At 55.3% G+C, this 20,934-nt stretch carries 35 protein-coding genes and 1 pseudogene; 17 read left to right on the top strand and 19 right to left on the bottom strand.

Translation table 11 applies throughout. The annotated features are described in order from the left end of the window. Positions 1-7: 7 nt before the first annotated feature. From ACA061_RS09670 to ACA061_RS09680, 3 genes are read right to left on the bottom strand one after another with little or no spacing between them, the layout of a single operon-like run. On the bottom strand, positions 8-442 hold the full coding sequence (locus ACA061_RS09670; protein WP_497301261.1) for a hypothetical protein: 435 nt from the start codon (positions 440-442) through the stop codon (positions 8-10). A 51-nt stretch (positions 443-493) separates the two neighbouring features. Then, positions 494-811 (bottom strand): hypothetical protein, encoded by a 318-nt coding sequence (locus ACA061_RS09675; protein ID WP_497301262.1) that lies wholly within the window; start codon positions 809-811, stop codon positions 494-496. 49 nt (positions 812-860) lie between these two features. Then, complete coding sequence (locus tag ACA061_RS09680; protein WP_497301263.1) at positions 861-1,355, bottom strand: hypothetical protein; 495 nt, start codon at positions 1,353-1,355, stop codon at positions 861-863. A gap of 183 nt (positions 1,356-1,538) precedes the next feature. Between ACA061_RS09680 and ACA061_RS09685 the strand changes: the two genes are divergently transcribed. Next, a complete protein-coding gene (locus ACA061_RS09685) occupies positions 1,539-1,760 on the top strand; it encodes a hypothetical protein (protein WP_497301264.1) in 222 nt (73 codons plus the stop codon). Between the two features lie 687 nt (positions 1,761-2,447). Continuing rightward, a complete protein-coding gene (locus ACA061_RS09690) occupies positions 2,448-2,687 on the top strand; it encodes a hypothetical protein (protein WP_402804549.1) in 240 nt (79 codons plus the stop codon). Between the two features lie 50 nt (positions 2,688-2,737). Here the strand turns inward: ACA061_RS09690 and ACA061_RS09695 are convergent, their stop codons facing one another. Further along, a complete protein-coding gene (locus ACA061_RS09695; RefSeq protein WP_497301266.1) occupies positions 2,738-3,334 on the bottom strand; it encodes a hypothetical protein in 597 nt (198 codons plus the stop codon). Positions 3,335-3,817: 483 nt separating this feature from the next. After that, positions 3,818-4,687: an adenine nucleotide alpha hydrolase family protein gene (locus ACA061_RS09700; RefSeq protein ID WP_497301267.1), complete on the bottom strand. Its 870-nt coding sequence runs from the start codon at positions 4,685-4,687 to the stop codon at positions 3,818-3,820. A gap of 93 nt (positions 4,688-4,780) precedes the next feature. Between ACA061_RS09700 and ACA061_RS09705 the strand changes: the two genes are divergently transcribed. From ACA061_RS09705 to ACA061_RS09720, 4 genes are all read left to right on the top strand, one after another. Beyond that, complete coding sequence (locus tag ACA061_RS09705) at positions 4,781-5,122, top strand: hypothetical protein (RefSeq protein WP_497301268.1); 342 nt, start codon at positions 4,781-4,783, stop codon at positions 5,120-5,122. A 363-nt stretch (positions 5,123-5,485) separates the two neighbouring features. Then, the gene (locus ACA061_RS09710) at positions 5,486-5,674 is read left to right on the top strand and encodes a hypothetical protein (protein ID WP_497301270.1); all 189 of its coding nucleotides are present in this window, start codon (positions 5,486-5,488) and stop codon (positions 5,672-5,674) included. 66 nt (positions 5,675-5,740) lie between these two features. Next, a complete protein-coding gene (locus ACA061_RS09715) occupies positions 5,741-6,274 on the top strand; it encodes a hypothetical protein (protein ID WP_497301271.1) in 534 nt (177 codons plus the stop codon). Positions 6,275-6,510: 236 nt separating this feature from the next. Next, a complete protein-coding gene (locus ACA061_RS09720; protein ID WP_497301272.1) occupies positions 6,511-7,035 on the top strand; it encodes a hypothetical protein in 525 nt (174 codons plus the stop codon). 79 nt (positions 7,036-7,114) lie between these two features. Here ACA061_RS09720 and ACA061_RS09725 read toward each other — a convergent pair whose 3' ends face one another. The 7 genes from ACA061_RS09725 to ACA061_RS09755 form a co-directional block, all read right to left on the bottom strand. Further along, positions 7,115-7,582, bottom strand: coding sequence for a hypothetical protein (locus ACA061_RS09725; protein WP_497301273.1), 468 nt, complete (start codon positions 7,580-7,582; stop codon positions 7,115-7,117). 72 nt (positions 7,583-7,654) lie between these two features. Continuing rightward, complete coding sequence (locus tag ACA061_RS09730; protein ID WP_497301275.1) at positions 7,655-8,176, bottom strand: hypothetical protein; 522 nt, start codon at positions 8,174-8,176, stop codon at positions 7,655-7,657. Positions 8,177-8,183: 7 nt separating this feature from the next. Beyond that, positions 8,184-8,747 (bottom strand): siphovirus Gp157 family protein, encoded by a 564-nt coding sequence (locus ACA061_RS09735; RefSeq protein WP_497301276.1) that lies wholly within the window; start codon positions 8,745-8,747, stop codon positions 8,184-8,186. Beyond that, the gene (locus ACA061_RS09740; RefSeq protein ID WP_497301277.1) at positions 8,744-9,493 is read right to left on the bottom strand and encodes a hypothetical protein; all 750 of its coding nucleotides are present in this window, start codon (positions 9,491-9,493) and stop codon (positions 8,744-8,746) included. Before ACA061_RS09740 ends, ACA061_RS09735 begins: the two co-directional genes overlap by 4 nt. A gap of 156 nt (positions 9,494-9,649) precedes the next feature. Beyond that, on the bottom strand, positions 9,650-9,844 hold the full coding sequence (locus ACA061_RS09745; RefSeq protein WP_402806975.1) for a hypothetical protein: 195 nt from the start codon (positions 9,842-9,844) through the stop codon (positions 9,650-9,652). Next, positions 9,841-10,032, bottom strand: coding sequence for a hypothetical protein (locus ACA061_RS09750; RefSeq protein WP_497301278.1), 192 nt, complete (start codon positions 10,030-10,032; stop codon positions 9,841-9,843). Before ACA061_RS09750 ends, ACA061_RS09745 begins: the two co-directional genes overlap by 4 nt. After that, on the bottom strand, positions 10,029-10,466 hold the full coding sequence (locus ACA061_RS09755) for a hypothetical protein (protein ID WP_497301280.1): 438 nt from the start codon (positions 10,464-10,466) through the stop codon (positions 10,029-10,031). Before ACA061_RS09755 ends, ACA061_RS09750 begins: the two co-directional genes overlap by 4 nt. Positions 10,467-10,648: 182 nt before the next feature. Between ACA061_RS09755 and ACA061_RS09760 the strand changes: the two genes are divergently transcribed. Beyond that, positions 10,649-11,185, top strand: coding sequence for a hypothetical protein (locus ACA061_RS09760; protein ID WP_402806983.1), 537 nt, complete (start codon positions 10,649-10,651; stop codon positions 11,183-11,185). A gap of 50 nt (positions 11,186-11,235) precedes the next feature. Here ACA061_RS09760 and ACA061_RS09765 read toward each other — a convergent pair whose 3' ends face one another. The 3 genes from ACA061_RS09765 to ACA061_RS09775 all read right to left on the bottom strand — a co-directional run bounded on the left by ACA061_RS09765 (position 11,236) and on the right by ACA061_RS09775 (position 12,640). Beyond that, positions 11,236-11,592 carry a hypothetical protein gene (locus ACA061_RS09765; RefSeq protein ID WP_497301282.1) on the bottom strand — a complete coding sequence of 119 codons (357 nt, stop codon included), beginning with the start codon at positions 11,590-11,592 and terminating at the stop codon, positions 11,236-11,238. Beyond that, positions 11,589-11,966: a helix-turn-helix domain-containing protein gene (locus ACA061_RS09770; protein ID WP_497301283.1), complete on the bottom strand. Its 378-nt coding sequence runs from the start codon at positions 11,964-11,966 to the stop codon at positions 11,589-11,591. Before ACA061_RS09770 ends, ACA061_RS09765 begins: the two co-directional genes overlap by 4 nt. A gap of 422 nt (positions 11,967-12,388) precedes the next feature. After that, a complete protein-coding gene (locus tag ACA061_RS09775) occupies positions 12,389-12,640 on the bottom strand; it encodes a DUF1654 domain-containing protein (protein ID WP_497301284.1) in 252 nt (83 codons plus the stop codon). A gap of 177 nt (positions 12,641-12,817) precedes the next feature. On the opposite strand from ACA061_RS09775, the gene ACA061_RS09780 reads away from it, so the two are divergent. After that, the gene (locus ACA061_RS09780) at positions 12,818-13,039 is read left to right on the top strand and encodes a hypothetical protein (protein WP_497301286.1); all 222 of its coding nucleotides are present in this window, start codon (positions 12,818-12,820) and stop codon (positions 13,037-13,039) included. 472 nt (positions 13,040-13,511) lie between these two features. Here the strand turns inward: ACA061_RS09780 and ACA061_RS09785 are convergent, their stop codons facing one another. Beyond that, on the bottom strand, positions 13,512-13,955 hold the full coding sequence (locus ACA061_RS09785; protein ID WP_497301287.1) for a winged helix-turn-helix transcriptional regulator: 444 nt from the start codon (positions 13,953-13,955) through the stop codon (positions 13,512-13,514). 47 nt (positions 13,956-14,002) lie between these two features. Here ACA061_RS09785 and ACA061_RS09790 point away from each other — a divergent pair, with 47 nt between their 5' ends. Next, positions 14,003-14,938 (top strand): aromatic alcohol reductase, encoded by a 936-nt coding sequence (locus ACA061_RS09790; RefSeq protein ID WP_497301289.1) that lies wholly within the window; start codon positions 14,003-14,005, stop codon positions 14,936-14,938. A 142-nt stretch (positions 14,939-15,080) separates the two neighbouring features. Here ACA061_RS09790 and ACA061_RS09795 read toward each other — a convergent pair. The 3 genes and pseudogenes from ACA061_RS09795 to ACA061_RS09805 form a co-directional block, all read right to left on the bottom strand. Beyond that, positions 15,081-15,203, bottom strand: a pseudogene (locus ACA061_RS09795) (transposase domain-containing protein); the annotation flags it as partial. Between the two features lie 69 nt (positions 15,204-15,272). Next, the gene (locus ACA061_RS09800; protein ID WP_497301290.1) at positions 15,273-15,530 is read right to left on the bottom strand and encodes a hypothetical protein; all 258 of its coding nucleotides are present in this window, start codon (positions 15,528-15,530) and stop codon (positions 15,273-15,275) included. A 95-nt stretch (positions 15,531-15,625) separates the two neighbouring features. Next, positions 15,626-16,288, bottom strand: coding sequence for a LexA family protein (locus tag ACA061_RS09805; RefSeq protein WP_497301916.1), 663 nt, complete (start codon positions 16,286-16,288; stop codon positions 15,626-15,628). Between the two features lie 82 nt (positions 16,289-16,370). Between ACA061_RS09805 and ACA061_RS09810 the strand changes: the two genes are divergently transcribed. The 8 genes from ACA061_RS09810 (at position 16,371) to ACA061_RS09845 (ending at position 20,828) form a co-directional block, all read left to right on the top strand. Continuing rightward, on the top strand, positions 16,371-16,583 hold the full coding sequence (locus ACA061_RS09810) for a transcriptional regulator (RefSeq protein WP_497301292.1): 213 nt from the start codon (positions 16,371-16,373) through the stop codon (positions 16,581-16,583). Positions 16,584-16,663: 80 nt separating this feature from the next. Next, on the top strand, positions 16,664-17,086 hold the full coding sequence (locus tag ACA061_RS09815; protein WP_497301293.1) for a phage regulatory CII family protein: 423 nt from the start codon (positions 16,664-16,666) through the stop codon (positions 17,084-17,086). 179 nt (positions 17,087-17,265) lie between these two features. Beyond that, the gene (locus ACA061_RS09820; protein ID WP_497301294.1) at positions 17,266-18,237 is read left to right on the top strand and encodes a phage replication protein; all 972 of its coding nucleotides are present in this window, start codon (positions 17,266-17,268) and stop codon (positions 18,235-18,237) included. After that, entirely contained in the window at positions 18,224-19,021 is a 798-nt protein-coding gene (locus ACA061_RS09825; RefSeq protein WP_497301295.1) for a hypothetical protein, read from the top strand. Before ACA061_RS09820 ends, ACA061_RS09825 begins: the two co-directional genes overlap by 14 nt. After that, positions 19,018-19,245, top strand: coding sequence for a hypothetical protein (locus ACA061_RS09830; RefSeq protein ID WP_497301297.1), 228 nt, complete (start codon positions 19,018-19,020; stop codon positions 19,243-19,245). The genes ACA061_RS09825 and ACA061_RS09830 overlap by 4 nt, the downstream gene beginning before the upstream one ends. Next, positions 19,238-19,708 (top strand): hypothetical protein, encoded by a 471-nt coding sequence (locus tag ACA061_RS09835; protein WP_497301298.1) that lies wholly within the window; start codon positions 19,238-19,240, stop codon positions 19,706-19,708. Before ACA061_RS09830 ends, ACA061_RS09835 begins: the two co-directional genes overlap by 8 nt. Next, positions 19,705-20,286 (top strand): recombination protein NinG, encoded by a 582-nt coding sequence (locus tag ACA061_RS09840; protein ID WP_497301299.1) that lies wholly within the window; start codon positions 19,705-19,707, stop codon positions 20,284-20,286. Before ACA061_RS09835 ends, ACA061_RS09840 begins: the two co-directional genes overlap by 4 nt. After that, on the top strand, positions 20,283-20,828 hold the full coding sequence (locus ACA061_RS09845) for a hypothetical protein (protein ID WP_210555452.1): 546 nt from the start codon (positions 20,283-20,285) through the stop codon (positions 20,826-20,828). The genes ACA061_RS09840 and ACA061_RS09845 overlap by 4 nt, the downstream gene beginning before the upstream one ends. Positions 20,829-20,934 lie beyond the last annotated feature (106 nt).

Consider the following 20,934-nt stretch of genomic DNA (forward strand, 5'->3'; position numbering starts at 1 on the left):
TGATCGGTTAATCGTTGTCATCCAGATCGAGGTCGTCATCGCCGTTATGGCTGACGCTGATCGGCAGTTTTCCGAGGCGTTCGAGGGCGAGCACCAGACCGATCTTCAATCCCTTGGCCATGTCTTTTGTCAGAACGATCTCGACGGGGTCTTCGATACCGAGCTGAAGCGTCACGCCTTCCTTTGCGTTGTCGCTGATGACCTCCAGCTGTTCGGCCTGTCGCTTGTGCCAGGCCAGTAACGACTCGATCATTTCGCCGACGTCCTGCGGGGCGTTCACCGATCCCTCCAGCGCACCGGTGACCAGCTTCTTCAGTTCCGCCTTCTCTTCTTCGGCGCGTTCGAGCTGATCGTCTGCGGCAAACGGGCCGCCAACCATTGACCAGCTACTGGCGAACACTTGGGCCTGTTCCATGATGGCTTTGATATTTTTCTCAGACATGTGAATACCTCGCCCGCCGTACACCGGCAGGCTGTTGAGTTGGGGGAGGGGTTACTGCTGGATGAGTTCAGCGGGGACTTTCACGGTCGCCCCGCGCTTGGCGAAAACCACGGCGCGGAACACTGCAATGGTTCGGGTTTCGCCGGGCTGCCGGTTGAACGGGTTTTTGGTGACGTCGGCCAGCCAAGGCTGACGGTGGCCAACATCGAGCCAGACGCCGTACTTCGTGATCAGTTGGTCGGCGTCGGGCAGGGCGAAGAGATCCAGCTGGCCGGCGGTGGGCTGCTGATCACCCTCGATCGCGTTAATTGCCCAGTCCAGCTCCGGGCCGGTCAGTTCCTCGGTGCGGATGCTGACCAACCGGCTCATGGCCGCCGAACTTTGGAGCAGTAGACGTAGGTGAACCAGGTTAGGGCGATCATGGCGTCACCTCTGAGGCTTCGGGAATCTCCTCAAACTTGTAAGTCTTGATGACGCGCTCTTCGACGCCGGCGACCTTGATGAATTTGGCCTCTTCAACCCATGGGTAGGCGTCTGGCTCGCCGTGCTTGCCGCCGCCGCTCATCTCACAAAAGGCGATAGCACGGCCATCGGGCAGGATGAAGGCCTTCACATCGACGTCGTAGTTGCGCCCCCAACTGTAGTGGCACCAAGACGGAATTCCGGTGACCTCCACTGCGCTGAAACGCACCTCGTTGACCGCGTCATCGTGCGAACTCTCATCGTAAAGCTGATCCAGATCCTCGCCGGACATGGACGCCAAATCTTCAAGTGTAACGAGGCCATTCGGTGCAACGCGCGGGCTGTCGTACTTGTAGCCGAAAGCATCGATTCCGTGGTGCAGCACCAGCAGCTTGGCCATCTGGCTTGCAGTGAGCGTGTTCAATGAGCGGTGAATGTTTGCATCGAGCATAGGGGGTCCTTGCCGCTATAGCGGCTGACTTTGAAGGGGGACGAGATAATTTAATGCTGACCGGTGGTCACCCGGCATGAATCATCTGGCGATGTGGTACTCAACCGTCCAATGGTTTTCTGCTCGTCAATGGCTGTGGACCGCTGCGAAGCAAAGCTAATGGAATCTCATTAGGGGGCAAATATGGCTTGGGTAGTAATGCTTACAAGCCCGTGCGGAGCTACCTTCTTTGGCGAGGCAATAGACCGCGATGGTTTTCGTTATCGCTGCAAGACGCCCGAGGAGGCGGAAGCCTTTGAAACCAAGTCGGAAGCGGAGGCTAGCTTCTATTACTTCCGCTTAATGCGGGAGCTGCAGGGTTATCTGTTCGAGGCCGTTGAGCTGCAAGGGCTCTCAGCGCAATAAACGCAGAGAATGACGCTCAGCTCACCAATCCGTTGATCCGCTGCGTTCAGACGCAACTGCAGGGCGTCACGCTCGGCGGTGCCACGCTCGAAATCAGCTCGGCGGGATTGGTGACGGTGTGGTGGTCGGCGCGCAGGTTTGCGGTCATCGCGTCGAAGAAGGGTAGCTGAGGTCGGGTTGGCCGTTGCCGAAGCTGAACTACAGTAGATACGTCATCGAAATGGAGATCGGACATGCAATGTTTAATTTGTCAGGCTGCTTCTAAAATTGTTCACATGGAAGGATGCTGGTCTGAGGTCAAATGCTCGGCCGGATGTGGACGCTTTAGAGTCTCAGCGAACCTTGTTGCGAAGATGAGGTTCAAGGGTGGGTTCTTTGACATTGAACGAACAAGGCAATGGCTTGAAATGGCTCGTCGCGAGGAGCCAGCGCCGTTGATATCGACCTACGATTACAACGTTGCTTTACTGCATCGTGTCTCCGAAGGTCGATCTGATCGTTTGCCGAGTAGCTCTAAACCGATAACTTCTGAATAGCTGGACTTCTTCTTTCGCCCGGCCGAATCGCCAGTTACATCGCGGCGATGATTCGGTGTCGTCGCTGACGTCCTTTGCTAGGTAATTCGTGGCTAGTGGAGTGTTGGCAGGGATCGGCTACAGTTGGGAGATAAGTCAAAAGGAGAAGTTCATGTCTTGCTTGATTTGCGACGAGCCTTCGGCCGAAGTTGATGCTGGCGGTGACTACCAAGAAAGAGCCTGCCCGAGGTGTGGACACTATCGAGTAACCGGTACGGCGCTCGCGCTGTTGAAAGCCCACGGCTGGCATTTTGACGTTGAGCTATCTCGAATGTGGCTCGCGCACCAGCAGGGTTCTGGATTCATACCAACTATCGATTCGCAACAGGTCAGTCGTCTGATTGATGTTTGAGACGGCTGCTCTACGCCGGCTGGTCATTGGCCCGCTGAGGTAGATGCGCTTCATGCTGCAACCCTCGGTGTGTAGGTCAGCGTGCCATCGAGTATCGCTTTCTTGATTGCTTCGAATTCCCAAGCGTAGTACTGCGATTCGACGTAGACGCGCATCCCGTCGCGGTAGTCGTGCTTTTTGCGTTTGATGAAGGCTTCGGCTGCATCGTGGGTGAAGTGGGCGCTGATATATTCCCAGCGATCGTCCCAGCCGGTGACAGTGTGTTCTGGAAGCTCGCCCAGCACGTGCCGCTGGTCCAACTCGTCCGCCTTCATAAACTGACACTCAGACCAATCCTGCATCTTTTTATTGAGCTCGCGCTTCTGGTAGATGGACAGGCCGTCCCAGTACTCCTTGGCCGAATACGCCACCGACTCGCCGCCGTCCCAATACACCAGGCGCCGTTCGGTGTAATCCATGTCCAATCCACAAACGATCCGTCGGGCTTCAACAATGAAGATCGCTGCGGAGGTGCAGTGGTCGTTGACCCGCTCACCTTTGCAGTCATAACGCAGGCGCTGGACGAAGTCGGTCCAGGTTGAAGCATCAAGCGCTGCGCCGGTCGCCAAGCTCGGCATCGGCTCGGCCGTTTTGTTTTCTGTGGGCATGGGGCGTCCTATGCCGGGGCATGCCCGGGCGGTGGAGGGTGGTGAGGGATCAGCTACAGTTGAGCGAGCAATCAGCAGCTCTGAAGAAACGGGAGATTTATGTCTGAGGTCGATACAACACAGGCGCTTCGAAGGGCCACAAATCCATATTGCTGGGGCGGATTTGCGATGCTTGGCGTTGCAGTGGTGGCGCCTTTGGTAGCGCTGTTCGCGCCCTGGGTTCCTATTGGGGAATCACAGGCGACGTGGTTTCAAAGAAGCGGATCGATTACCACGATCTTTTCACTGCTAGCCGCAACCCTATCGATAGCGGCCTCAACAAACCTGCACAAGCCAGGAACTTGGGGAGACCTATATGCGATTGCCGTGCTGGCGGAGTACCAGCCAAACCTAAAGTGGATAGAGCGGATATCGTTCGTTTTAACTTTGATCGGAACAATGATTTGGGGTTACGGGGATATCCCCTTCAGACATGGCTGAAACTCAGTCCCCACAGAAGCAGTCGATGTCTTCGGCGAGATAGTCAAAATCAAAGTCGGTCTGCCGGGATCGTTGCTCGGCAGACCAGCCAATCGTCTTGTAATCAGCTCGATCCTGCCGGAACACTTGGCCGAATCGCTCCTCAGTGCCTGACCACCAGATCACCCGCGATGGGTCATCCATGATGGTCTTGATCAGCTTGCCTTCGTTCTTCTTCCAACACAGGTCGCAGTTGCCGAAGTCGGAGTCAATGCCGAGGTCGAAGGGTTGCGCCGACCAAAATTCGGCAACATCTTCTTTCGTGACACCGGCTATATAGGAGGGGCACACGTTGTCCCATCGGGTTCCACCGCGGTCATTGGCGGCCATCATGCGGTGGTAACGCTTCGGCTCGTCGTACCGGATGCCGACGACGCAATCCCACTCGGTGTAACCAAGAGCGCGCATGTGCTTCTCGCCGATCTTTACCTTCAGGTACGCGGTGCACATGTTGTTCGAGAAGTTTGGCAGCACCGGCGGTAGATTCTTCTCTGCTTTCCGGTACGCGGCGTAATACTCGAGCATCATCGTGAAGGGTTCGCCGTTGCGACTGGCGGTTTCGAAGTCCACAAGCTTGTACCAGGGCGCATCGTCCGGCTGGCCATAAACCCGACACCACTCCATCCAGACGATGTTCACGTCCCAGCGCTTCGCGATCTGGTCGATGAAGACCAGCGTTTCCTCGCGCTCTTTGCCGGTGTTCTGGAAGAACAGGTGCGCATCTGGCGGGAGGGTGCCGCCGTGTGCTTCGAGGATCTTGTAGACCATGTGCCCGCTGGTGCGACCACCGCTGATGCCGATCTGGGCCGGGCCGGTGATCAGGTAGGGATTCATAATTGCTCCAGACAGCCGATTGCCTCGCCGGCTGGCGTGATTCGTTGAAGTGGGGTATTCATAAAGATTGGTAAATAAAAAAGGAAAGTTTCTGTGGTTGATTTTGTTATGGACGGTATTGCTGTGGTGCCCGCGGCTAAAGTCTTTACTCACCTAGAGCAAATTGAAGACGTGGGTTTCATTACGTGCGTTCAATCAACCGCCCCTTTACAGGTTGGCGAGCATGGACTCAAAGCCTATTGCAGGCACCTAAACGTTGAAGTTGGTGAGGAGGACGCATTCGCTTGCCATTCAATCTGCACTCGAGTTGGCGCTTTCCTGGTGATTTATCGATCGGACGAAGAGTCTGAGAGGTTAGGAAAAAAAGCCATCAATGACGCAGCTAAGCTCAGGGCAGAAGAGGAGGGAGGGCGTTGTTATTGGCATGAAAAATGATTATTGGAGAGAGTACCTCGTCGCCCGGGTGTTGTTGAATCATTAGTAGGCTTTTGCGGTGAAACTCCAGCGCAACGATTTTAGATACGTTGATTTCGTGGCGCGGATCCAGCAGCTCCAAGAGCATGTAGGTGATGCAGGGCGAGTGTCATCGCTTCGCCCTGTTCATCCATCTGGCGCCATTTAAGTCGGCCAGCACTTGCCTAGTGCCAGCCAGCGCACGCATTCGCAACTCTTCCTGACCGCGGCCTTCTCGTACCGTTCCGCATCGCTCTTGGTCATGGCCTAACTCTTCGATTCCGCTGGCCGGAGAATCCATAAATAGTGTATGTATCCCTCAGCTCAAATGGGCAGGAGGCCGACATGAGGTTGCAGAGCGATGTAGATGCGCTGGCAGCTATCGAAGAGGACGCAAAGGCAATGCTGAAACGGATAGGGCTGCCGGGCGATGCAGTGAAGCTGGAGGTGGTCGTGTTCCTTCGCGAGGTGATCGACCTGGCCAGCTACATGGAGTCGAAGCATCGCCTGGTTGAAGCGCCGAGCTTTGTCTGAGCTGGCATATTGCCGGCCGTTACGGTATCTGTGTTCGGCCCGGCATGGAACCGGGAGGAGAGCAAGATGAAAGAGCTTGTGCAAAAACATGACTTACCAGCTTATTTGCGTGGCCTTGCTGCAGCCTCCATGCTTGTTGTCAGCATGAGCTCGCCAGTGATGGAAATCGCATCAACAGTCAAATCAACATATGAAATGGCTTATCTCGTCGAGAACTACGGTCAATACATCGGCGAAGGCCCGTACATGATCGAAAGCCAAGATGCTCACGAATGGAAGGAATCGCCACAGCCAGATACCGTTATCACGGGCTATGCGTTTGCATCCACTGTTTGTGCGAGGCTGGTGCGTTCAGGAAAAGAAATTGGTGGTCATCATTCTCTTCGTAAATCCTTAGCGGGATACGAATACATCCAAATGGATAGGGTAGATGACGGGATGGTTTCCTCAATCTTGATTAAGATGCCAACAGACCCGTTTGCGCTGCAAGCACTGAAAGAACTTCTTGCCGAAACTACGGTAATGTTTTCGATAGACGACGGTTCTGGCTTTTTTCACTTGGGCAACACGATGATGGGAAATGGTATTTACCATTCCTGACGACGAATCTGCCTGGATAGTTGAGATCAAGCTAGATTTTCAACCCCTCGAAGAATCAGGCTGGAGTTCACCTTCCGTTGCTCTTTCGTTTCGGCGGCGCCTCGCGGGCGCCGATCATTCCGGATATAGTTGATTTCCAGTCAGGCGCCGCCCTCCGTGACCGGTGGTGGCAATTTGGTTTGGGTTGGGGTATTAAGTCAGATCGGCATGCGGACGGATTAACTCAGGGATAGGTAATGCAAGCTCCAACAGACAATCTTTATAAGTTCATGGCAATTGCAGGGTTAATCTGTTTTTTGTTTTTTTACTTTGATTACAGCAAAAGATACATATTGTTGAACGAGAGTATCAATTCTGCTCGTATGGATACTGCTATTATAACCGCAAAAATCGAGGCGTATCGCGGAAAGCAGTCCTATATCCAACAAAGAATAAAAGAGGCTGAGCGTAATAATCTGAGTCTTGAGATTTATACGAATATTCGAAAGTCTTGGGAGGATAACTTGCCGAGCTTCGACGAGCTTGTCTTGCTACAGGCGAAGAATGTGCAGAGCGTTGAAATAATTAAGGAGTCCCGAGCTGAGCTTGATTGGCTATTCAGGATTTATTTAGGGCTTGGGGTGGCTTCACTTCTCCTATGTTTGTACGGTATGTGGCTTTGGTATTTCAGGACCCAAAGATTTTTAGATTTGAAGGAGAAGAATGTCGTTCCGCCGCTTACGAAGTCTAGATTTCGTGAGACCTTGCCTAAGAGAAAGTAAAATGGAGTGCGCCGGATAGTTGCATGCGGTCAGCACCCTAAGGGACGTTGGCGATGGTCATCGAGACTCTTCGATACGTTCAGTCGTTCATTTTTAGCGATTCAGCAAAGCCAGCCTGCCGTAATTTGCGCGCCACGCTTTCTGACATCTCATATTCGTGGCGCTTAATCTCGAAGAAAGGCGCTGACTTCTCGGCGCCCAGCGAGTGGGCATGTGCGATCAGCCGCCAGATGGTGACTCGATCTTTCGTCTCACCCAGATCGGCGGTGAGCGCGGTCAGTCGGTCACGCATACCCTGCCTGAAGTAGTGTCGGATGATCGCCGAGGAGCCTTTAACTTTCGGCGGCGCCGGCGGCAGATCGGCAGCCTCGGTGTTCAGCACCAGCAGTTGCATCACCTCGCTGACTTCCTTTATCTCATGCCAGATCATCAGTTCGTCGAGCATCTGCCGACCGACACACGGAACTGTGTGCCGCAATTCCTTCTCGCCCAGTTCCTGCCGTTTCTCGACAAGCTTGGCTGTTCTTTCTTCCTGGGTCACAGCCATGGCCTACCTCTTCAATTCCGCTGGCTGGCAAGTCCAGCCAGGTCTGTCGTTTGCGTTGTTGGGGCCTTCGCTTCATCGAAATGCAGGCTTCAGCTTTGGGAAGTCGATCTCGTTGTCCCGGGTGATCCGGTCGAGCATGTTGTAACTGATCGCCAGAGCCTTGCAGCACTGGCTCCGGTTCATGCGGCCGGCGATGCATTCATTGATCTGAGCGACCAATCGCGCTTCCACATCTGGCGGCGCTTTGTTCGGCGCGGTGCCGATTTTCTGCCGAACTTGGAACTTGATGGCGTGCTTGCAGGCGATCGCCTTCAGCGTGGCCAGCGCGATTCCTTCTCGATCGCAGATCTCGTTCCGGGTCAGCGTCTTTGCCATTGCTCGGATTCGTGCGACGCGCTCAGTTGTTTCGTCCTTCACCCTCGGGCGCTGGAAGCTTGGTGGATGCTTCCGCTCGGAGGTGCTGGTGAACTTGATCGGCGCCGGTTCCGGCACGTCGATCTTTCCGCCTGATGCCAGGAACTGGGCAATCTGAGCAGAAAGATCGTCTGCGTCTTGGCGCCGCCGCTCGACGTCGTTGAGGTGGTTGCTGATCATGCTGGCCTCACTTGATCCGGATCGAGCTTTCGCCGCGCTCAAGGTGGGCCCAGGCCGGTTCCGGCAGCAGTTCGTGCTCAGCGTCTTCGCCGGCTTCGATGCGCTTGCGGACAGCGTCGTTGTGATCCCGGATTTCCTTGAGTTTGACGGCGATGGTCTTCTTGTCCGGAGTGATAACGCTCTTCAGCGTGACGAATTCATCAGGCACGGCTTGTTCGTTGTCGACGATGACCCTCTCAGGTGAGAGCGCGAGTGTGATGGTGAATAATGGACGCTTGATCGACTTGATGTCAGCGGCCTCCATGTTCCGACGCAGGTAATCGCTGAGTTGCCCAACGGTATTTTTCTTGATGCGTTTGAGCTCGTTCAGGCGGTCGACTTCCTTGTCGATGGCATCGATATCACCCTCGATATTTCGCCGCAGCATGACGACGCTGTCAGCCTTTACTTCGAACTCGCCTTTGATGCCGTCCACGGTGTCCTGAATGGCTTGACGTAACCCGTCGTCGTCGGTGTCAGCCAGAGCCGCGAGTTCGGCCATCTGCCGATTCAGCTTGTAAAGGTCAGTCATGCTGCACCCTCCATAGCATCTTCAAGGTCCACTTTGCGGGCATCCTTGGCACGTGTGAATTTGAGTTTGTGTGCTGCGCACTCTGGATCAGTTTTGCGCAAATCCAGCTTGCGTATCGCCGATTTGTAGAGCTGTTCCAGTTCGTTGAGTGACTGCGCGGTGCCGATCAGGTGAAGTGTTTCCGAGAGCCAATCGCGATACTCGGCTGCCAGACGCTCCTTCGCTTCGATCTTGTCCTCGGCACGCTCGATTTCGGCTTCACCCAAGCGTTCGTTGACGTAGTGAATGTCGTCGTAGAGGCCCAAGCGAATGTCGGCAGAGAAGCCGAGCTGGCTCAGGCATTTGCCTATGGCGTCGGTGAGGGATTTTTTCGGGGCATCGAAGTCAGTGCTGATACTTCCGAATTTGTTCTGAGTGATGAAAGGTGTGTGCCCATAGTGTGTGATTGTTTTGCGCTCGCCGTCGCCACCTAGGTACCAAAGTGCGACTTTGAGGGTATGCACCTGGGCATGGGCCACCACCGATCCTTCTTTGTTCAAAAGTGGGCCGCCGATATCGAAGCGCTCCTCGATGACGTCGTAACCCCAGCCGGTACCGCACGGGCCGAACTGCTCAGTAGCGCGTTTAGCCAAGTACTGGGCATTCACTGCAGTACCAGTGAAACCGCCGAGGCCGGTGTATTCCTTTGTGAACTTGGGGTCGGTCTTTTCGACCTCCTCCCAAAGAGTTAGGTTGGGTGCTGACATGACTATCTCCCGCCGAGCAGGTGCGCGGCTTTGAAAGATGGGCTTATTGAGTGATGCGGTCGGCGATGGCGCTGAGCAGCATCAGAAAGGTAAATACACCGATGGCTGAGAAGGAGCCGCGCCGTATGAAAAGGCGGCGGGCGAACTGGCGACCGGTCACGACCGAACCCTCACAGCAATCCGCTTGCCCTTCATGGAAGGCGCCAGGCGCTGGGGGAGATTCGCGACCAGGTCCTCGCGCTTGCGGCCGATTACCTCATTGAAGGGAAGGCCGAAGCCGAGGAGAGCGATCTTGTGTTCGATATCCTCCAGCTGCTCGTCGATCAGCGATTTAACCGGTGCCGTGGTCATGCGTCCTCCTTCCGCCGCTGACAGATGTCACGCAGCCGTTTGCAGTAGTGGTTGAACTCGTCGATGGTGATCGCGCCGTCGGTAAAGAGACGGGTGATGAGCCCCTGAACTAGTAAGCTGATGTCTTCTTCGCCGGCAGGTGCTGACACGCCATCGAGGGCTTGGTCGATCAGGATGTGCGGGCTCACAGGTCGCCATCCACATCGTCTTCAGCGGCTTCGTGCTCGGCAGAGACCGCGTTGGCAGCGTGCGGGCGGAGGAAGTCGGCTGCGATCGCCTCAAGTTGCGTCACCGGACTATTGCTGCCCAGCAAGTGCTTGGCGTGGGTCAGCGCCTCGGCCGGGCTGCCTACGACCACCGCTAGCACCAAGTTGGCGAACGAGTCGCGATCATCAAGGCCGTCGATCTGCCGCTGATTCAGGTGCGTTTGCAGGTGTTCGGCATACTGCGCTGAGGTGACATTCTGCGCCGGGCCAAACCGACGCTTCCATTCCACATCCGAGCCGCACACCAGCTGTTCAGCGGCGCTTTCCAGCCATTCGCGCTGATCGTCCGGTTCGCTCACCGCCGAAGGCAACTTCGCGTCGTGCATGGCCTGACAGATATTTATTGCTGCGTTCATGGTCGCCTCCAGCGTGGCGGGTGTTGATCCAACAAAACTCGGATGCACTCATCCGCTCCGCTGGTTGCCGTTGGGCGCGGAGGGGAGTGCATGCGGGTAGAGGCGGGGAAGGGGGTTAGATGTAATGAACCACTGAAGCCCGCGGGCGTCTAAATCAATTGATCCATATTTGGTGAGCGACTGTGACTAAGATCATTACCGAGAAGGTCAGTACGCATGAGTCTCTCCCACCTGACGCATTACTATTCGGAACTCCGAAAGACCGTCTCGATTTCTATCGTCGAGAAATTCAGTACGAAACCACTCTGCTATCGAATCGAACAAATGCGAATCTGACGGCGCAATCTTTTTTGGTGATTGCGTTCGCATCTTCAATGGCCAACGTCAACCCGGAATGGGGCAAGATCTTTACCTTGGTTGTACCTTTGTTGATGGCCATACTCGGGATTGTGAGTTCGCTCAATGCGCGGCCAGGGATTCGAGCTGCTTACGCAATAATTGATCACTGGCATTTCAAGCAAAGCCATCTTTTGCGCAGTGAGCCTGCAATGGGGGCCAACTATGATGATTCGCCCCTGTTCTGCGAAGCAGAGTCCAGTCAAAAGGGGTATCGCAAATCCCTCCAGTTCTCTATGAGAACCCCGTGGCTTTTTGTGATTTTCTGGGTGGTTCTCGCAAACTTTGGTATCTATATCCAGTTCTCAAATCCCGGTTTTTAAGCTGGGCTTGACGCTGTTGATTACCCAGTCGCTGACGTGGCGCTGGTTGGTCAGGCTGGAAATTTAAATCCGGTATCCTGAAGCACCTTCAAGCGCTCACAGAGGGAAACGTACTCCCTCAGATCGGAAAGGCTTTTTGAATCGAGATTGGACTTGAGTTGCTTGACTGCCTGAGTGATTTCGCCGACCTCTCGGGCGATTATTTGCCTGTAAAGCCGAAGCTCTTCGATGTTTTCCTTCTTTATTTCCTCGAAGATCGACTTCGCACCAATGATATTGGAGTAAGAGGTTTCAAGCGCTGTAACCGTCTCGTCGACTCGGGTTTTAAGCTGAATGCTTGTTTTCAGCATTTCCTCATAGGAGGAGATTTCAGATGCCAATATCTGTTCGTTGGATAGCGACTTCATCTGGTATTCACCCTTCCTTCTGCGGCCTGTACGCGTAGCCATTTTTCAAGGTCATCCGCGAGAATCAAACGGCGCTTGCCTAGTCGGAAGCTTGGCAATCCGCTCACGTTCAAATATCCGGTGACAGTGCTGGCCTTGACCCCGATTAACTGAGCTGCCTCTGTTATGGAGTAGGAAATTTTTCCTTCAGGGAGCGACCACGACGCGGCCGGTGGTCTGTTGCGTTGGCGCTTTACTTTCGGGGCTGATCTGTAATCATCGAATGCTTTAAGCATCACATCGAGTTCTTCAAACTCGATCCCTGAAGCAAGCATTTTCACAAACCGAGCCATTTGCGACTCGTTGTGCGCCTCCTGTTCATCTTGCTTAACCATTTCAAACTCCCGGTTGTTTTCCCAATGCACCCGTTACCAGGTGCATCAGTGAAAAATTCCGTGTTGCTATCCGCTCCATGCTCGGCGCCGCGGTTTCCCCACCTGGCCGGCGTCACACATTTCGTGTTCGGTGTTCTTCGCCGGCTGGCTTGCATGGTTTGGCGTCCTCCCATTAGGGGAGTTCGGCAGGTTCCAGAGCCTGCATGGAGATCGATGTTTGTGTTTCGCGCTGTTCCCGTTTCCGGGGATCGATCCGCGAAGATTTCTGACTGTTAAAGAGCGACGGGTCTGTTGAGGCCCTTCGCAGTGGCTTTGTATGGCTGCGATGGAACAAATATAAGCGCACTTATTTTTCTAGTCAATAAGCATGCTTATATTATTTTCATCCGCGCAATTAAAAGCCCGCTCACTGGCGGGCTCGTTCATGCGTCGCAGTATTCTCGCCAACCGATCCGAACCGTGCCGCCCTCAAGATGTTCGACTCGCACACCGCAGGTTTCACCGATCTCTTGAATAACTCGCTGCCATGCCTCAGGGCTTTCATCGTCGTTTCGGGCGACAGTCACTACCTGAATTTTCTGCATTCTTGGCGCAGTTATAAGCCGCTGAATGCGGCGACCGACAAGCTCATAGGAGTCGCGAGAGTGTGTAACTGGAAAAGCGGTAGCGGGCATTTATAGCTCCTTGCTTATACTGGACATGCATACAGTATTGATCCGTCCGGAGTTTGGCAAGAGCGAGGGGGAGGGGAGACTAACTGTGTGTGCGCTTAGCGCTGCCGCGTGTCGGCGCGATTGAACGCCACCATTCGCCGCATCTCTACCGGTTCACAGACCCACTAGGTGATCACCATGAGCGACGATCGGAAAGAACACGCACTTGCCGCTTGGCGCAAGCTGCTGGACGCACTCGAGATCCGGATGGATGTTGAGGATCAATATGATGAATTACTGAAAATGGCCGATACGATGGAGCAGGAAGGGGTGATCACTGCAGTGGAATGGCGACAACACGTGAGAACGGCAGGAGAGAAGTTCGCCCAGGCAATCGAAGGGCTAAAGGGTGGCACCTAAGACAGCGAATACCGCGCAAAGAAAAGCCCGCGTAGGGGGCGCGGGCTGAAGGTGTTGTTGGACGGGTTCACATATAGATCCCAAGCCATCTTTGCACTGAATTTTTCGCAACTTCCTGGCGGTTATTGGAAGTGCAGCGCCAGTAATCACGTAAAGAATATCGACACCCGCTCTAGCCAGCTCGGCGAGGTAGTCGGCTTTTGGAATGCGCAGACCTCGCTCGTATTTGTACTGCGCCTCGGTACGGACGCCGCCGATTGCGCCGAATGTCTCTTGGCTCATATGCAGTCGAAAGCGTTCCTCTCGGAGACGTGCGCCGATCGTATTGGATTCTTCCCGGTTCGGAGCGACTTGGATTCGGCTCATGCTGTCACCTTTCTTGACCTGACGGAATCTGGAGGGTAGCAGCGTAAGCGTCCGGGAAAGCCACCTACATCATGTCGAACATTAGGATGCAGTGCATTATTCCACCTTACCGCTCGTCATAACGCTTGCGAGCCTCATTAAACCCCTCTGACTGCTCGATCACCCACGTCCATAGCGGAATCATCTGCACCAATAATCCCATTCCAAGCTCGGTCAGAGCATATTCGACACGCAAGGGCTTCTCGCCAAAATCGCGTCGAGAGATCAGGCCGTCGCGCTCCAGCTGACGCAGTGTGTGAGTGAGCATGCGTTGAGTGACGCCGTGCAATCGGCGACGTAACTCCGCGTGGCGCAAGGGGCTACTCACACCCAGCGCATGCACAACGCCTAGTGACCATCGGTTACCGGAATGACTAAGGATATCGCGCTTGAGACCATCCTCGTCCTCGCTCAGTTCGCGACAGGCATTCTGTGAAAGGCGCACGATTTCCTGAGCATCCAGACCGCTCGGTATCACCGATGTACCTACTTTTAGCGCATCGATGTCCATGACAAGATTCCTAGCTTCAAATTAAGTACGTCAGACAGGGGCTCACCATGCAGGCTGCTATTTCAAACGTCAAACAACGTATTCTGGTATTGGGGGCAGGCGAACTGGGGCTTGCCGTATTGCAAGGACTGGCCGGCCGATCAACCGAATCGGCGAACATTACCGTGCTGCTGCGTCAAGCCACTGTGCAGAACTCGTCAATGGAAAAACAACAGGATATTCAAGCCATCAGGAAGCTAGGGGTTGCCATTGAGACAGCCGACATCACCAATGCCTCCATCGAAGAGCTTGCGGCGGTGCTGGGACGCTTCGACACGGTGATCAGTTGCGTAGGGTTTGCTGCGGGCCGGGGTACTCAGCTTAAGTTGACTGAAGCCGCGCTCACATCGGGAGTGAAACGCTATATTCCATGGCAGTTCGGCGTTGACTACGACTTGATTGGTCGTGGCAGCCCTCAAGACCTGTTCGACGAGCAACTGGATGTTCGCGACCTGTTACGTGCTCAATCTCGGACTGAATGGGTGATTATTTCCACCGGCATGTTCACCAGCTTCCTATTCGATCCAGCTTTCGGGGTCGTTGACCTAACCGCCGGACAGGTTAATGCGTTGGGCAGCTTTGAAACCATGGTTACGGTGACAACACCGGAAGACATAGGCACGCTCACCGCCGCCATTGTCCTGCACAGCCCGCGCCTTATTAATCAGGTCGTTTACACCGCTGGTGACACCCTCACATACGGCGCTTTGGCTGATTTGGTTGAGCAAGTCATCGAACGGAAAGTCGAGCGCCGAGAGCTTAGCGTGCAGCAGTTGCTAGCAGACCTTGCAGAAAAACCTGACGATAATTTACGAAAATACCGGGCAGTTTTTGCTATGGGCCGTGGTGTGGCGTGGGATGTAGCGAGGACATTCAACGCAATACATGGATTACCAGTGACCAGCGCAGAACAATGGGCGCAATCAAGTCTGCGTCGTAGTTAAGGTTGGCAGACGTGCGTTGAGTCGCTGAAGAAGCGCCCATTCTTATGGCAGGAGTCGTTCGATTTCGCTCGCCCGCTGCATTGTCAGACGAGTCCACACACCCCTCACAAAGTAAACGCACTTGCTCAGATCGGCCAGGCGTCCACCGATGCGGAAGCAGTTGCTCGATCTCACTGGCTCGCTGCGTCGGCAACCTCGTCAGCACATCCTTGAGATAAGCATACGGGTCATGCCCGTTGAAGCGCGCCGACTGGATCAGGCTCGCGAGGCTTCTCATAGGATGGGAGGTTGCCAAAACCGTTGAAAAAGTCGCCCAAGGCGTCTAGGAAATCTATTAAATATTGTCCTCAGCCCGCACAATGGATCCGACTTTCACTTCATCAGCGTACCTGCGGAGCTTTAGCTGTTGCTCCGTGAGCAGCGAGACCATTTTCATCAAAAAAATAGCCTCGTCGGGAGATCGTGCACGCCCTGCAAGTGCACTCAGCTCGGTTACTGACCAGCCGATGATCGCCGTAGCGTCCTCAAGGTCGTAGAACAGCTCTTGCTGTGAGGTCCTTGGGCCATCGAGCTGCTGAATCAGATCTGCCATCTACCGGTGCTTCCTGTGGAGTTGGTTCGGCGCTATCAGCTCAAGCGACCACTGAGTAGAGATATGGTCAGCTTGCCGGCGGATGCTGTGCTTTATCAGAACTTCTGCAGCGCACGCACCACTACGCCTACGATCCGACAATTCTCGTCGAATGGTTCAATCGGATAGCCAGGATTCAGCGGCTTGAGGAACAACCTCCCGCCGTCGCTGACGAGCTTTTTGAATGTGGCTTCATTGCTATCCGGCAGCTTGGCTACGACCAACTTACCCGGCGCGACCTCAGCTTCGGTGTCGACGAGGATTAGTGTGCCTTCCGTGATGCTCTGACCGGCGGGTGCCGTCATTGAGTCACCTTTGACGGTCAGCCAGAACGCGGGGCCTTTGGAGTCGTACTCGGAAAATTCGTACCGGTCGGAAATGCCAACGGGGTAGGGCTCGACAGCCTCAGCCCATGAGCCGGCAGACACCCAACTAATCACAGGGTAGCGATAGCTAGGTGCCGGCTGCTCAGCCATGGAGACGTTCGACTCTTCTTTAGCGTCCACAACCATCGGCCCGATGTTGTCCGACAGCCAAATTGCGCTCACGCCGGTGGCGTGCGCAATCTTTGGAAGATGCGCGCTCTGTAGGTTTTTGCCCCTCTCCAACTGGGAGATCACCGGTTGCTCAACCCCCACCATTTTCGCGAGGGGGGCCTGCTTCATTCCGGCGTGTTCGCGGGCTGCTTTTACGCGTTCTGCAAGTGTGCTCATGCACATGAATTTATAAGTTCCCTTATCGGCTTGCAAATAAGCGTGCTTCTACTTAGCATATAAGCGTGCTTATTAGGAGGGCTCTCATATGACCCCTATCGAAAGGCTCGTCGACTTCTTCGGCGGGCAAACCAAAACCGCTTTGGCGTTGGATGTTTCTCAGGCAGCAGTTTCGTACTGGGTCGCCGGGATTCATCCCATGCGCGCTGAAAAAGCGTTCAAGGCTGAAGAGCTGACCGGCGGAAAGATTACCGCTCGTGAGCTGTGCGTTCCCCAGAAGGGCGCTCGTTCCGCCGCGTGAAATACCTGTCCGCCATCCATTAACAGATGATCGCTTCTGCACTGGCAGGGCACCACGGAAACAAAATTGAGGTTTTACGAATGGAAGATTTTCTGCGGGCCTGCCAGAGCGCTGTGCTGGACAACGAAGCAAAAGCGCTGGCGGGGAAGATGGGCGTTCCACACGTCAGCCTGCTTCAGCGCGCTAATCCTGATAACGACGCTCACCACCTGACCGTGGAGCACCTGTTTGGGATTTTGCTGCATACCGGCGACACGCGCCCGCTGCTGGCCTTGGCGAATGAGTTCGGCTTTGACTTAATTTCCAAGTCGCCGCCAGAGCCTCAGGCGCTGACCAAGTCGCTGATCAGCGTCGGCAAGGAAGTCGCCGATCTGACCATCGCGGTTCACCAAGCACTGGACGACAACCACGTCAGTGCGTTCGAAAAATCCCTCATCCGCCAAGAGATCAACCACGTCCGGCAGAGCCTGGATGTGATGGACGCCTCGGTAAAAGCCGCCTGAATCCAAGGCACAAAAAAGCCGACGGAGAAGGTCGGCTGATTCGCAAAACTAGAGAGGGCTGATTATGCAGAGCCAATCCCGTTCGATCAATACCCCGAACCATGTCGCGACACGTTTTCAAAATTCGCAAAACGTGTCACGCACATTTCTTTTTCCATCACGGGTTCGGAACACCTGATATGCAGTTTACCGTCACGATCAATCAGGTTAAGGCGCTGGAGTGGGGGCTGAATTCTCAGCAGGCACTGCTGTTCGCCTTCGTCTACGGCTGCCCGAGCTGGACCAAGCCAATCAAGACTGACGACGGGATCTTCTTCGCGCTGAGCAAGGCCAAGATCATCGAGGAGCTGCCGTTGCTCACCGATAAGCCAGATACTGCTTATCGCATGCTGAAGGCCCTAGAAGAGGCCGGTCTGATTGAGCTTTCCAGCACTTCGAACATCACGCTGTTCCGCCTGACCGAGAAGGCGATCGAGTGGAACCAGAAGCTTGATGGGTCGGAAAAATATCCGACCCCACCAAAGAACGAAGGTCGGAAAAAAATCCGATCTACCTCGGAAAAAAATCCGAGCAAGGTCGGAGAAAAATCCGAGCAAGGGTCGGAAAAATCTCCGACAAATCAGGATACCAATCATCAGGGTACCAATCAGGATACCAGTCAGGACTTGCAAGGCAGCCCGGACAAGCCGGCCCGCAATCTGGTTCTGGTGGTTGATCGCACCGATGCGCCACGGGTTGAGATTCCCGCTGACATGCCGGGCCCAAAAGACCAGTCCTGCAAAACCTTCAAGGTCTGGGCGAACTACGCCATGGCCTACCGCAAGCGCTACAGCACCTGGCCCGTGTGGAACGCCAAGGTCGGTGGCCAACTTGGTCAACTGGTCGACCGCCTCGGTGCCGATGTCGCTCACCACGTCGCTGCACACTTCCTGAAAACCAGCGATGCCGCGGTGCTTCGGAAGTGCCACAGCCTCAACGAACTGCTGGCCAACGCCGAGAGCTACCACACCCAGTGGGTGACCGGTCAGCGCATCAACGGGACGACTGCCCGCCAGATGGAGCGTACCGAGGCGAACGTCTCCGCCGCCGAACAGGCCGCGCAAATGGTCTTGGCCAAGCGCCAAGCAGGAGAGCGCAATGAATACCTCTGAAATGAACGATCAACAGGTTGCCGGATTGGCTGCTGCGATCTGCGCCACCGCCGAGGCCATGGGTCAGGAAATGAACCCGGGCACTGCGGCGATGATGGCCGAAGACCTCTGCGCTTACTCGGTGCCGGTTGTGAAAGCCGCGCTGAAGGCTTGTCGCTTTGAGGTGAAGGGCAAGCTCGCAATGGCTGACATCCTCCAGCGCGTTCAGATTGCCGACTGTCGCCCGGGCAAAGACGAAGCATGGGCGATCGCCATGACCACGAATGACGAGTTTGAAACCGTGGTGCTGACCGACGAGATTCAGCTTGCGCTGGCAGCTGCGAAACCTGTCCTCGATGCCGGCGACAAGGTCGGTGCGCGCATGGCGTTCAACAGCACTTACGAACGACTGGTTGGCCAAGCGCGTGAAGACACCAAGCAGGTGAACTGGCACGTCTCGGTAGGGTTCGACGCCAACCGTCGCACACAGGCGATCAGCAAAGCCGTGCAGATGCAACGGATCTCACATGAGCGCGGGCAGTTGTACCTGGCCGACTTGAGTGTCGCACCGGTCACCGAAGACGGGCGGGCTGTCGTCGCGCTGCTCACCGGTGATGTAACCCGACCTTCGCCAAAACTGCGCGAGAAGCTCGCCGCGGTGAAGGATTCGATGCTCGCCATGCGCCAAGCATCGGCCGAGGAAAAAACAGAACTGCGAATACTGGCAGCCAATGAGCTGGCGGATCGCCGGGCGCTGCTGATTCAGCAGGCCGAACAATTGAAAGCAAGGAGTGCGGCTCAATGAGCATCGATAAACAAAAGCTCCAGAAGCTGCTCTGGGCCGAGGCTGCGTCATTCCGTGCTGACTGCGCAGACTGGAAGCGCAATACCGAGGCGCTGCAGGATTTCCTCGGGGAAAAGACCGTGGAAGAGGTGGCGCTGGAGTTGCTGGCCGAGAACGAGCGACTGACACAGCAACTCGGAGAGCTGATCAACGGATTGCCCAACAAGGTGGCCACCCATGGCTGACAAAATCTCTGTGAACTGTCAGGCGAAACTCTCCGAGGCCATCACGAGGCTTAGCGCCATGTACCGCGACAAAAAGTTCGTCGTGGTGTCGCTGCGCCCAGGCAAGGACCGCACGCTCGACCAGAACCGGTTGTGGTTCGCGATGTACAAGCGCATCGCGGAAATGACCCAAATCGGCGATGAGGCTGAAGCCCGTCGCTACTGCAAGCTGCACATCGGCGTGCAGATCCTGCTGAACGAGGATTCCGGGTTTCAGGCTGAGTGGTACCGGGTGATGCGTCATCTGCCATACGAAACGAAGCTGGACATGATGGGCGAATGCCATTTGTTCGGCCCGGACGGCTTCCCGGTGACCAGCCTGTTCAATCGTTCCCAAGGGATTGCGTACACCGACCGCATTGTCGCGCGCTTCGCACCTCAGGGCGTTTACTTCGATGATCTGCTGAGCCAGGAGGCTGCATGACGATCGGAAGGAAGCAGCCAAAGCCGAAGAAATGCTGTGTCGTATCGTGTGGGAAATCTTTCATCCCTTCGCGCATGGGGCAGGCCGTATGCAGTCCGGCTTGTGCGGCAATTGATGCCCCGCGTCATCAAGAGAAAGCTCGCAAAGCGATCGACCAGTGCGAGCGCCGCGAGATCAAAGTCCGCAAGGAGAAGCTGAAGAGTAGGGCGGAACACTTGCGCGAAGCCCAGGCCGCGTTCAACGAGTGGATCCGCCTGCGTGATGCCGATCGCCCTTGCGTGAGCTGCGGTCGTCACCATGAAGGCCAATACCACGCCGGGCACTACCGCTCTGTAGGAGCGAACCCCGAGCTGCGATTCGAACCGCTCAACGTGTGGAAGCAATGCGCGCCATGCAACACGCACCTGTCCGGCAACTTGGTCCATTACAGGCTTTCGCTCCTCCAGCTGATCGGTCCGGAAAAGGTCGATTGGCTGGAAGGGCTGCACCTGGCCTGCAAGCACACCGTCGAAGAAATCAAAACTATTAAGGCCGATTACCGAGCCAAGATCCGCGAACTGAAGAGGGCCGCAGCATGACTTATCGCAATGTGATTTCCGCCGTAGTCCGAGCCTTGGCCGCCGAGACAATTAGCTCCACGGGTGGCTGCGACTTTGAGCCTAAGGTGCAGTGCGCCAAGCAGAAAGGAGAGATCGTAGGTAAGGAGGCGGCGCTCCTCCAGGATTGTTGGGTGTTTGGTCGGCTGCACAAATCGCTAACTCCAGCTCACTGGCGCGCACTCGTGGCGAAGTACTCCACCCACGAGGAGCGTAAGCACGGCGCCATTCTGGAGCTGCTCAACTCGGTGAAAACGCCAGCGCCAAAGCGCTTCCGGGAGTGTGCAGTGCTTACTTGGGCGATTCCTCAAGTTGCCGGCGCTGAGGGTAAGCGTTCTGCCTCCGTACTTCCGGCCGCCTGGTACGACATCACCAACTGGGGCAACGACGGCAAGCCGGAATCCACCCGTTATCGGTGGCGCTCTTCGATTCGCAAGGCTCTGGACGACCAGGTAAATGAGGCTCTCACTGCCGCTCAAGAGCTACTAGACGCAGAGGGTCTAATCGAAAGTTGCGCCGCGTAGCAAAAAGCCATTGCAATTAATGAGAAAGTGAGAGAGTATTTACCCATCCTGTCGATCTTGCGCATTATGGATTGACATTAGAAAGCCTTGCCAACGTGCGGGGCTT

This window comes from Pseudomonas sp. LBUM1668 (assembly GCF_059695715.1).

What these genes read in the sequence shown, in the direction of transcription:
- ACA061_RS09830 (WP_497301297.1), top strand. Translation starts at nt 19,018, where the DNA reads ATGAGCATCGATAAACAAAAGCTCCAGAAGCTGCTCTGGGCCGAGGCT.
- ACA061_RS09820 (WP_497301294.1), top strand. Translation starts at nt 17,266, where the DNA reads ATGCAGTTTACCGTCACGATCAATCAGGTTAAGGCGCTGGAGTGGGGG.
- ACA061_RS09675 (WP_497301262.1), bottom strand. Translation starts at nt 811, where the DNA reads ATGAGCCGGTTGGTCAGCATCCGCACCGAGGAACTGACCGGCCCGGAG.
- ACA061_RS09770 (WP_497301283.1), bottom strand. Translation starts at nt 11,966, where the DNA reads ATGGTTAAGCAAGATGAACAGGAGGCGCACAACGAGTCGCAAATGGCT.
- ACA061_RS09840 (WP_497301299.1), top strand. Translation starts at nt 19,705, where the DNA reads ATGACGATCGGAAGGAAGCAGCCAAAGCCGAAGAAATGCTGTGTCGTA.
- ACA061_RS09805 (WP_497301916.1), bottom strand. Translation starts at nt 16,288, where the DNA reads ATGTGCATGAGCACACTTGCAGAACGCGTAAAAGCAGCCCGCGAACAC.
- ACA061_RS09810 (WP_497301292.1), top strand. Translation starts at nt 16,371, where the DNA reads ATGACCCCTATCGAAAGGCTCGTCGACTTCTTCGGCGGGCAAACCAAA.
- ACA061_RS09825 (WP_497301295.1), top strand. Translation starts at nt 18,224, where the DNA reads ATGAATACCTCTGAAATGAACGATCAACAGGTTGCCGGATTGGCTGCT.
- ACA061_RS09700 (WP_497301267.1), bottom strand. Translation starts at nt 4,687, where the DNA reads ATGAATCCCTACCTGATCACCGGCCCGGCCCAGATCGGCATCAGCGGT.
- ACA061_RS09740 (WP_497301277.1), bottom strand. Translation starts at nt 9,493, where the DNA reads ATGTCAGCACCCAACCTAACTCTTTGGGAGGAGGTCGAAAAGACCGAC.
- ACA061_RS09745 (WP_402806975.1), bottom strand. Translation starts at nt 9,844, where the DNA reads ATGACCACGGCACCGGTTAAATCGCTGATCGACGAGCAGCTGGAGGAT.
- ACA061_RS09670 (WP_497301261.1), bottom strand. Translation starts at nt 442, where the DNA reads ATGTCTGAGAAAAATATCAAAGCCATCATGGAACAGGCCCAAGTGTTC.
- ACA061_RS09715 (WP_497301271.1), top strand. Translation starts at nt 5,741, where the DNA reads ATGAAAGAGCTTGTGCAAAAACATGACTTACCAGCTTATTTGCGTGGC.
- ACA061_RS09800 (WP_497301290.1), bottom strand. Translation starts at nt 15,530, where the DNA reads ATGGCAGATCTGATTCAGCAGCTCGATGGCCCAAGGACCTCACAGCAA.
- ACA061_RS09730 (WP_497301275.1), bottom strand. Translation starts at nt 8,176, where the DNA reads ATGATCAGCAACCACCTCAACGACGTCGAGCGGCGGCGCCAAGACGCA.
- ACA061_RS09835 (WP_497301298.1), top strand. Translation starts at nt 19,238, where the DNA reads ATGGCTGACAAAATCTCTGTGAACTGTCAGGCGAAACTCTCCGAGGCC.
- ACA061_RS09735 (WP_497301276.1), bottom strand. Translation starts at nt 8,747, where the DNA reads ATGACTGACCTTTACAAGCTGAATCGGCAGATGGCCGAACTCGCGGCT.
- ACA061_RS09710 (WP_497301270.1), top strand. Translation starts at nt 5,486, where the DNA reads ATGAGGTTGCAGAGCGATGTAGATGCGCTGGCAGCTATCGAAGAGGAC.
- ACA061_RS09780 (WP_497301286.1), top strand. Translation starts at nt 12,818, where the DNA reads ATGAGCGACGATCGGAAAGAACACGCACTTGCCGCTTGGCGCAAGCTG.
- ACA061_RS09690 (WP_402804549.1), top strand. Translation starts at nt 2,448, where the DNA reads ATGTCTTGCTTGATTTGCGACGAGCCTTCGGCCGAAGTTGATGCTGGC.
- ACA061_RS09845 (WP_210555452.1), top strand. Translation starts at nt 20,283, where the DNA reads ATGACTTATCGCAATGTGATTTCCGCCGTAGTCCGAGCCTTGGCCGCC.
- ACA061_RS09685 (WP_497301264.1), top strand. Translation starts at nt 1,539, where the DNA reads ATGGCTTGGGTAGTAATGCTTACAAGCCCGTGCGGAGCTACCTTCTTT.
- ACA061_RS09815 (WP_497301293.1), top strand. Translation starts at nt 16,664, where the DNA reads ATGGAAGATTTTCTGCGGGCCTGCCAGAGCGCTGTGCTGGACAACGAA.
- ACA061_RS09790 (WP_497301289.1), top strand. Translation starts at nt 14,003, where the DNA reads ATGCAGGCTGCTATTTCAAACGTCAAACAACGTATTCTGGTATTGGGG.
- ACA061_RS09680 (WP_497301263.1), bottom strand. Translation starts at nt 1,355, where the DNA reads ATGCTCGATGCAAACATTCACCGCTCATTGAACACGCTCACTGCAAGC.
- ACA061_RS09765 (WP_497301282.1), bottom strand. Translation starts at nt 11,592, where the DNA reads ATGAAGTCGCTATCCAACGAACAGATATTGGCATCTGAAATCTCCTCC.
- ACA061_RS09775 (WP_497301284.1), bottom strand. Translation starts at nt 12,640, where the DNA reads ATGCCCGCTACCGCTTTTCCAGTTACACACTCTCGCGACTCCTATGAG.
- ACA061_RS09755 (WP_497301280.1), bottom strand. Translation starts at nt 10,466, where the DNA reads ATGAACGCAGCAATAAATATCTGTCAGGCCATGCACGACGCGAAGTTG.
- ACA061_RS09695 (WP_497301266.1), bottom strand. Translation starts at nt 3,334, where the DNA reads ATGCCCACAGAAAACAAAACGGCCGAGCCGATGCCGAGCTTGGCGACC.
- ACA061_RS09785 (WP_497301287.1), bottom strand. Translation starts at nt 13,955, where the DNA reads ATGGACATCGATGCGCTAAAAGTAGGTACATCGGTGATACCGAGCGGT.
- ACA061_RS09725 (WP_497301273.1), bottom strand. Translation starts at nt 7,582, where the DNA reads ATGGCTGTGACCCAGGAAGAAAGAACAGCCAAGCTTGTCGAGAAACGG.
- ACA061_RS09720 (WP_497301272.1), top strand. Translation starts at nt 6,511, where the DNA reads ATGCAAGCTCCAACAGACAATCTTTATAAGTTCATGGCAATTGCAGGG.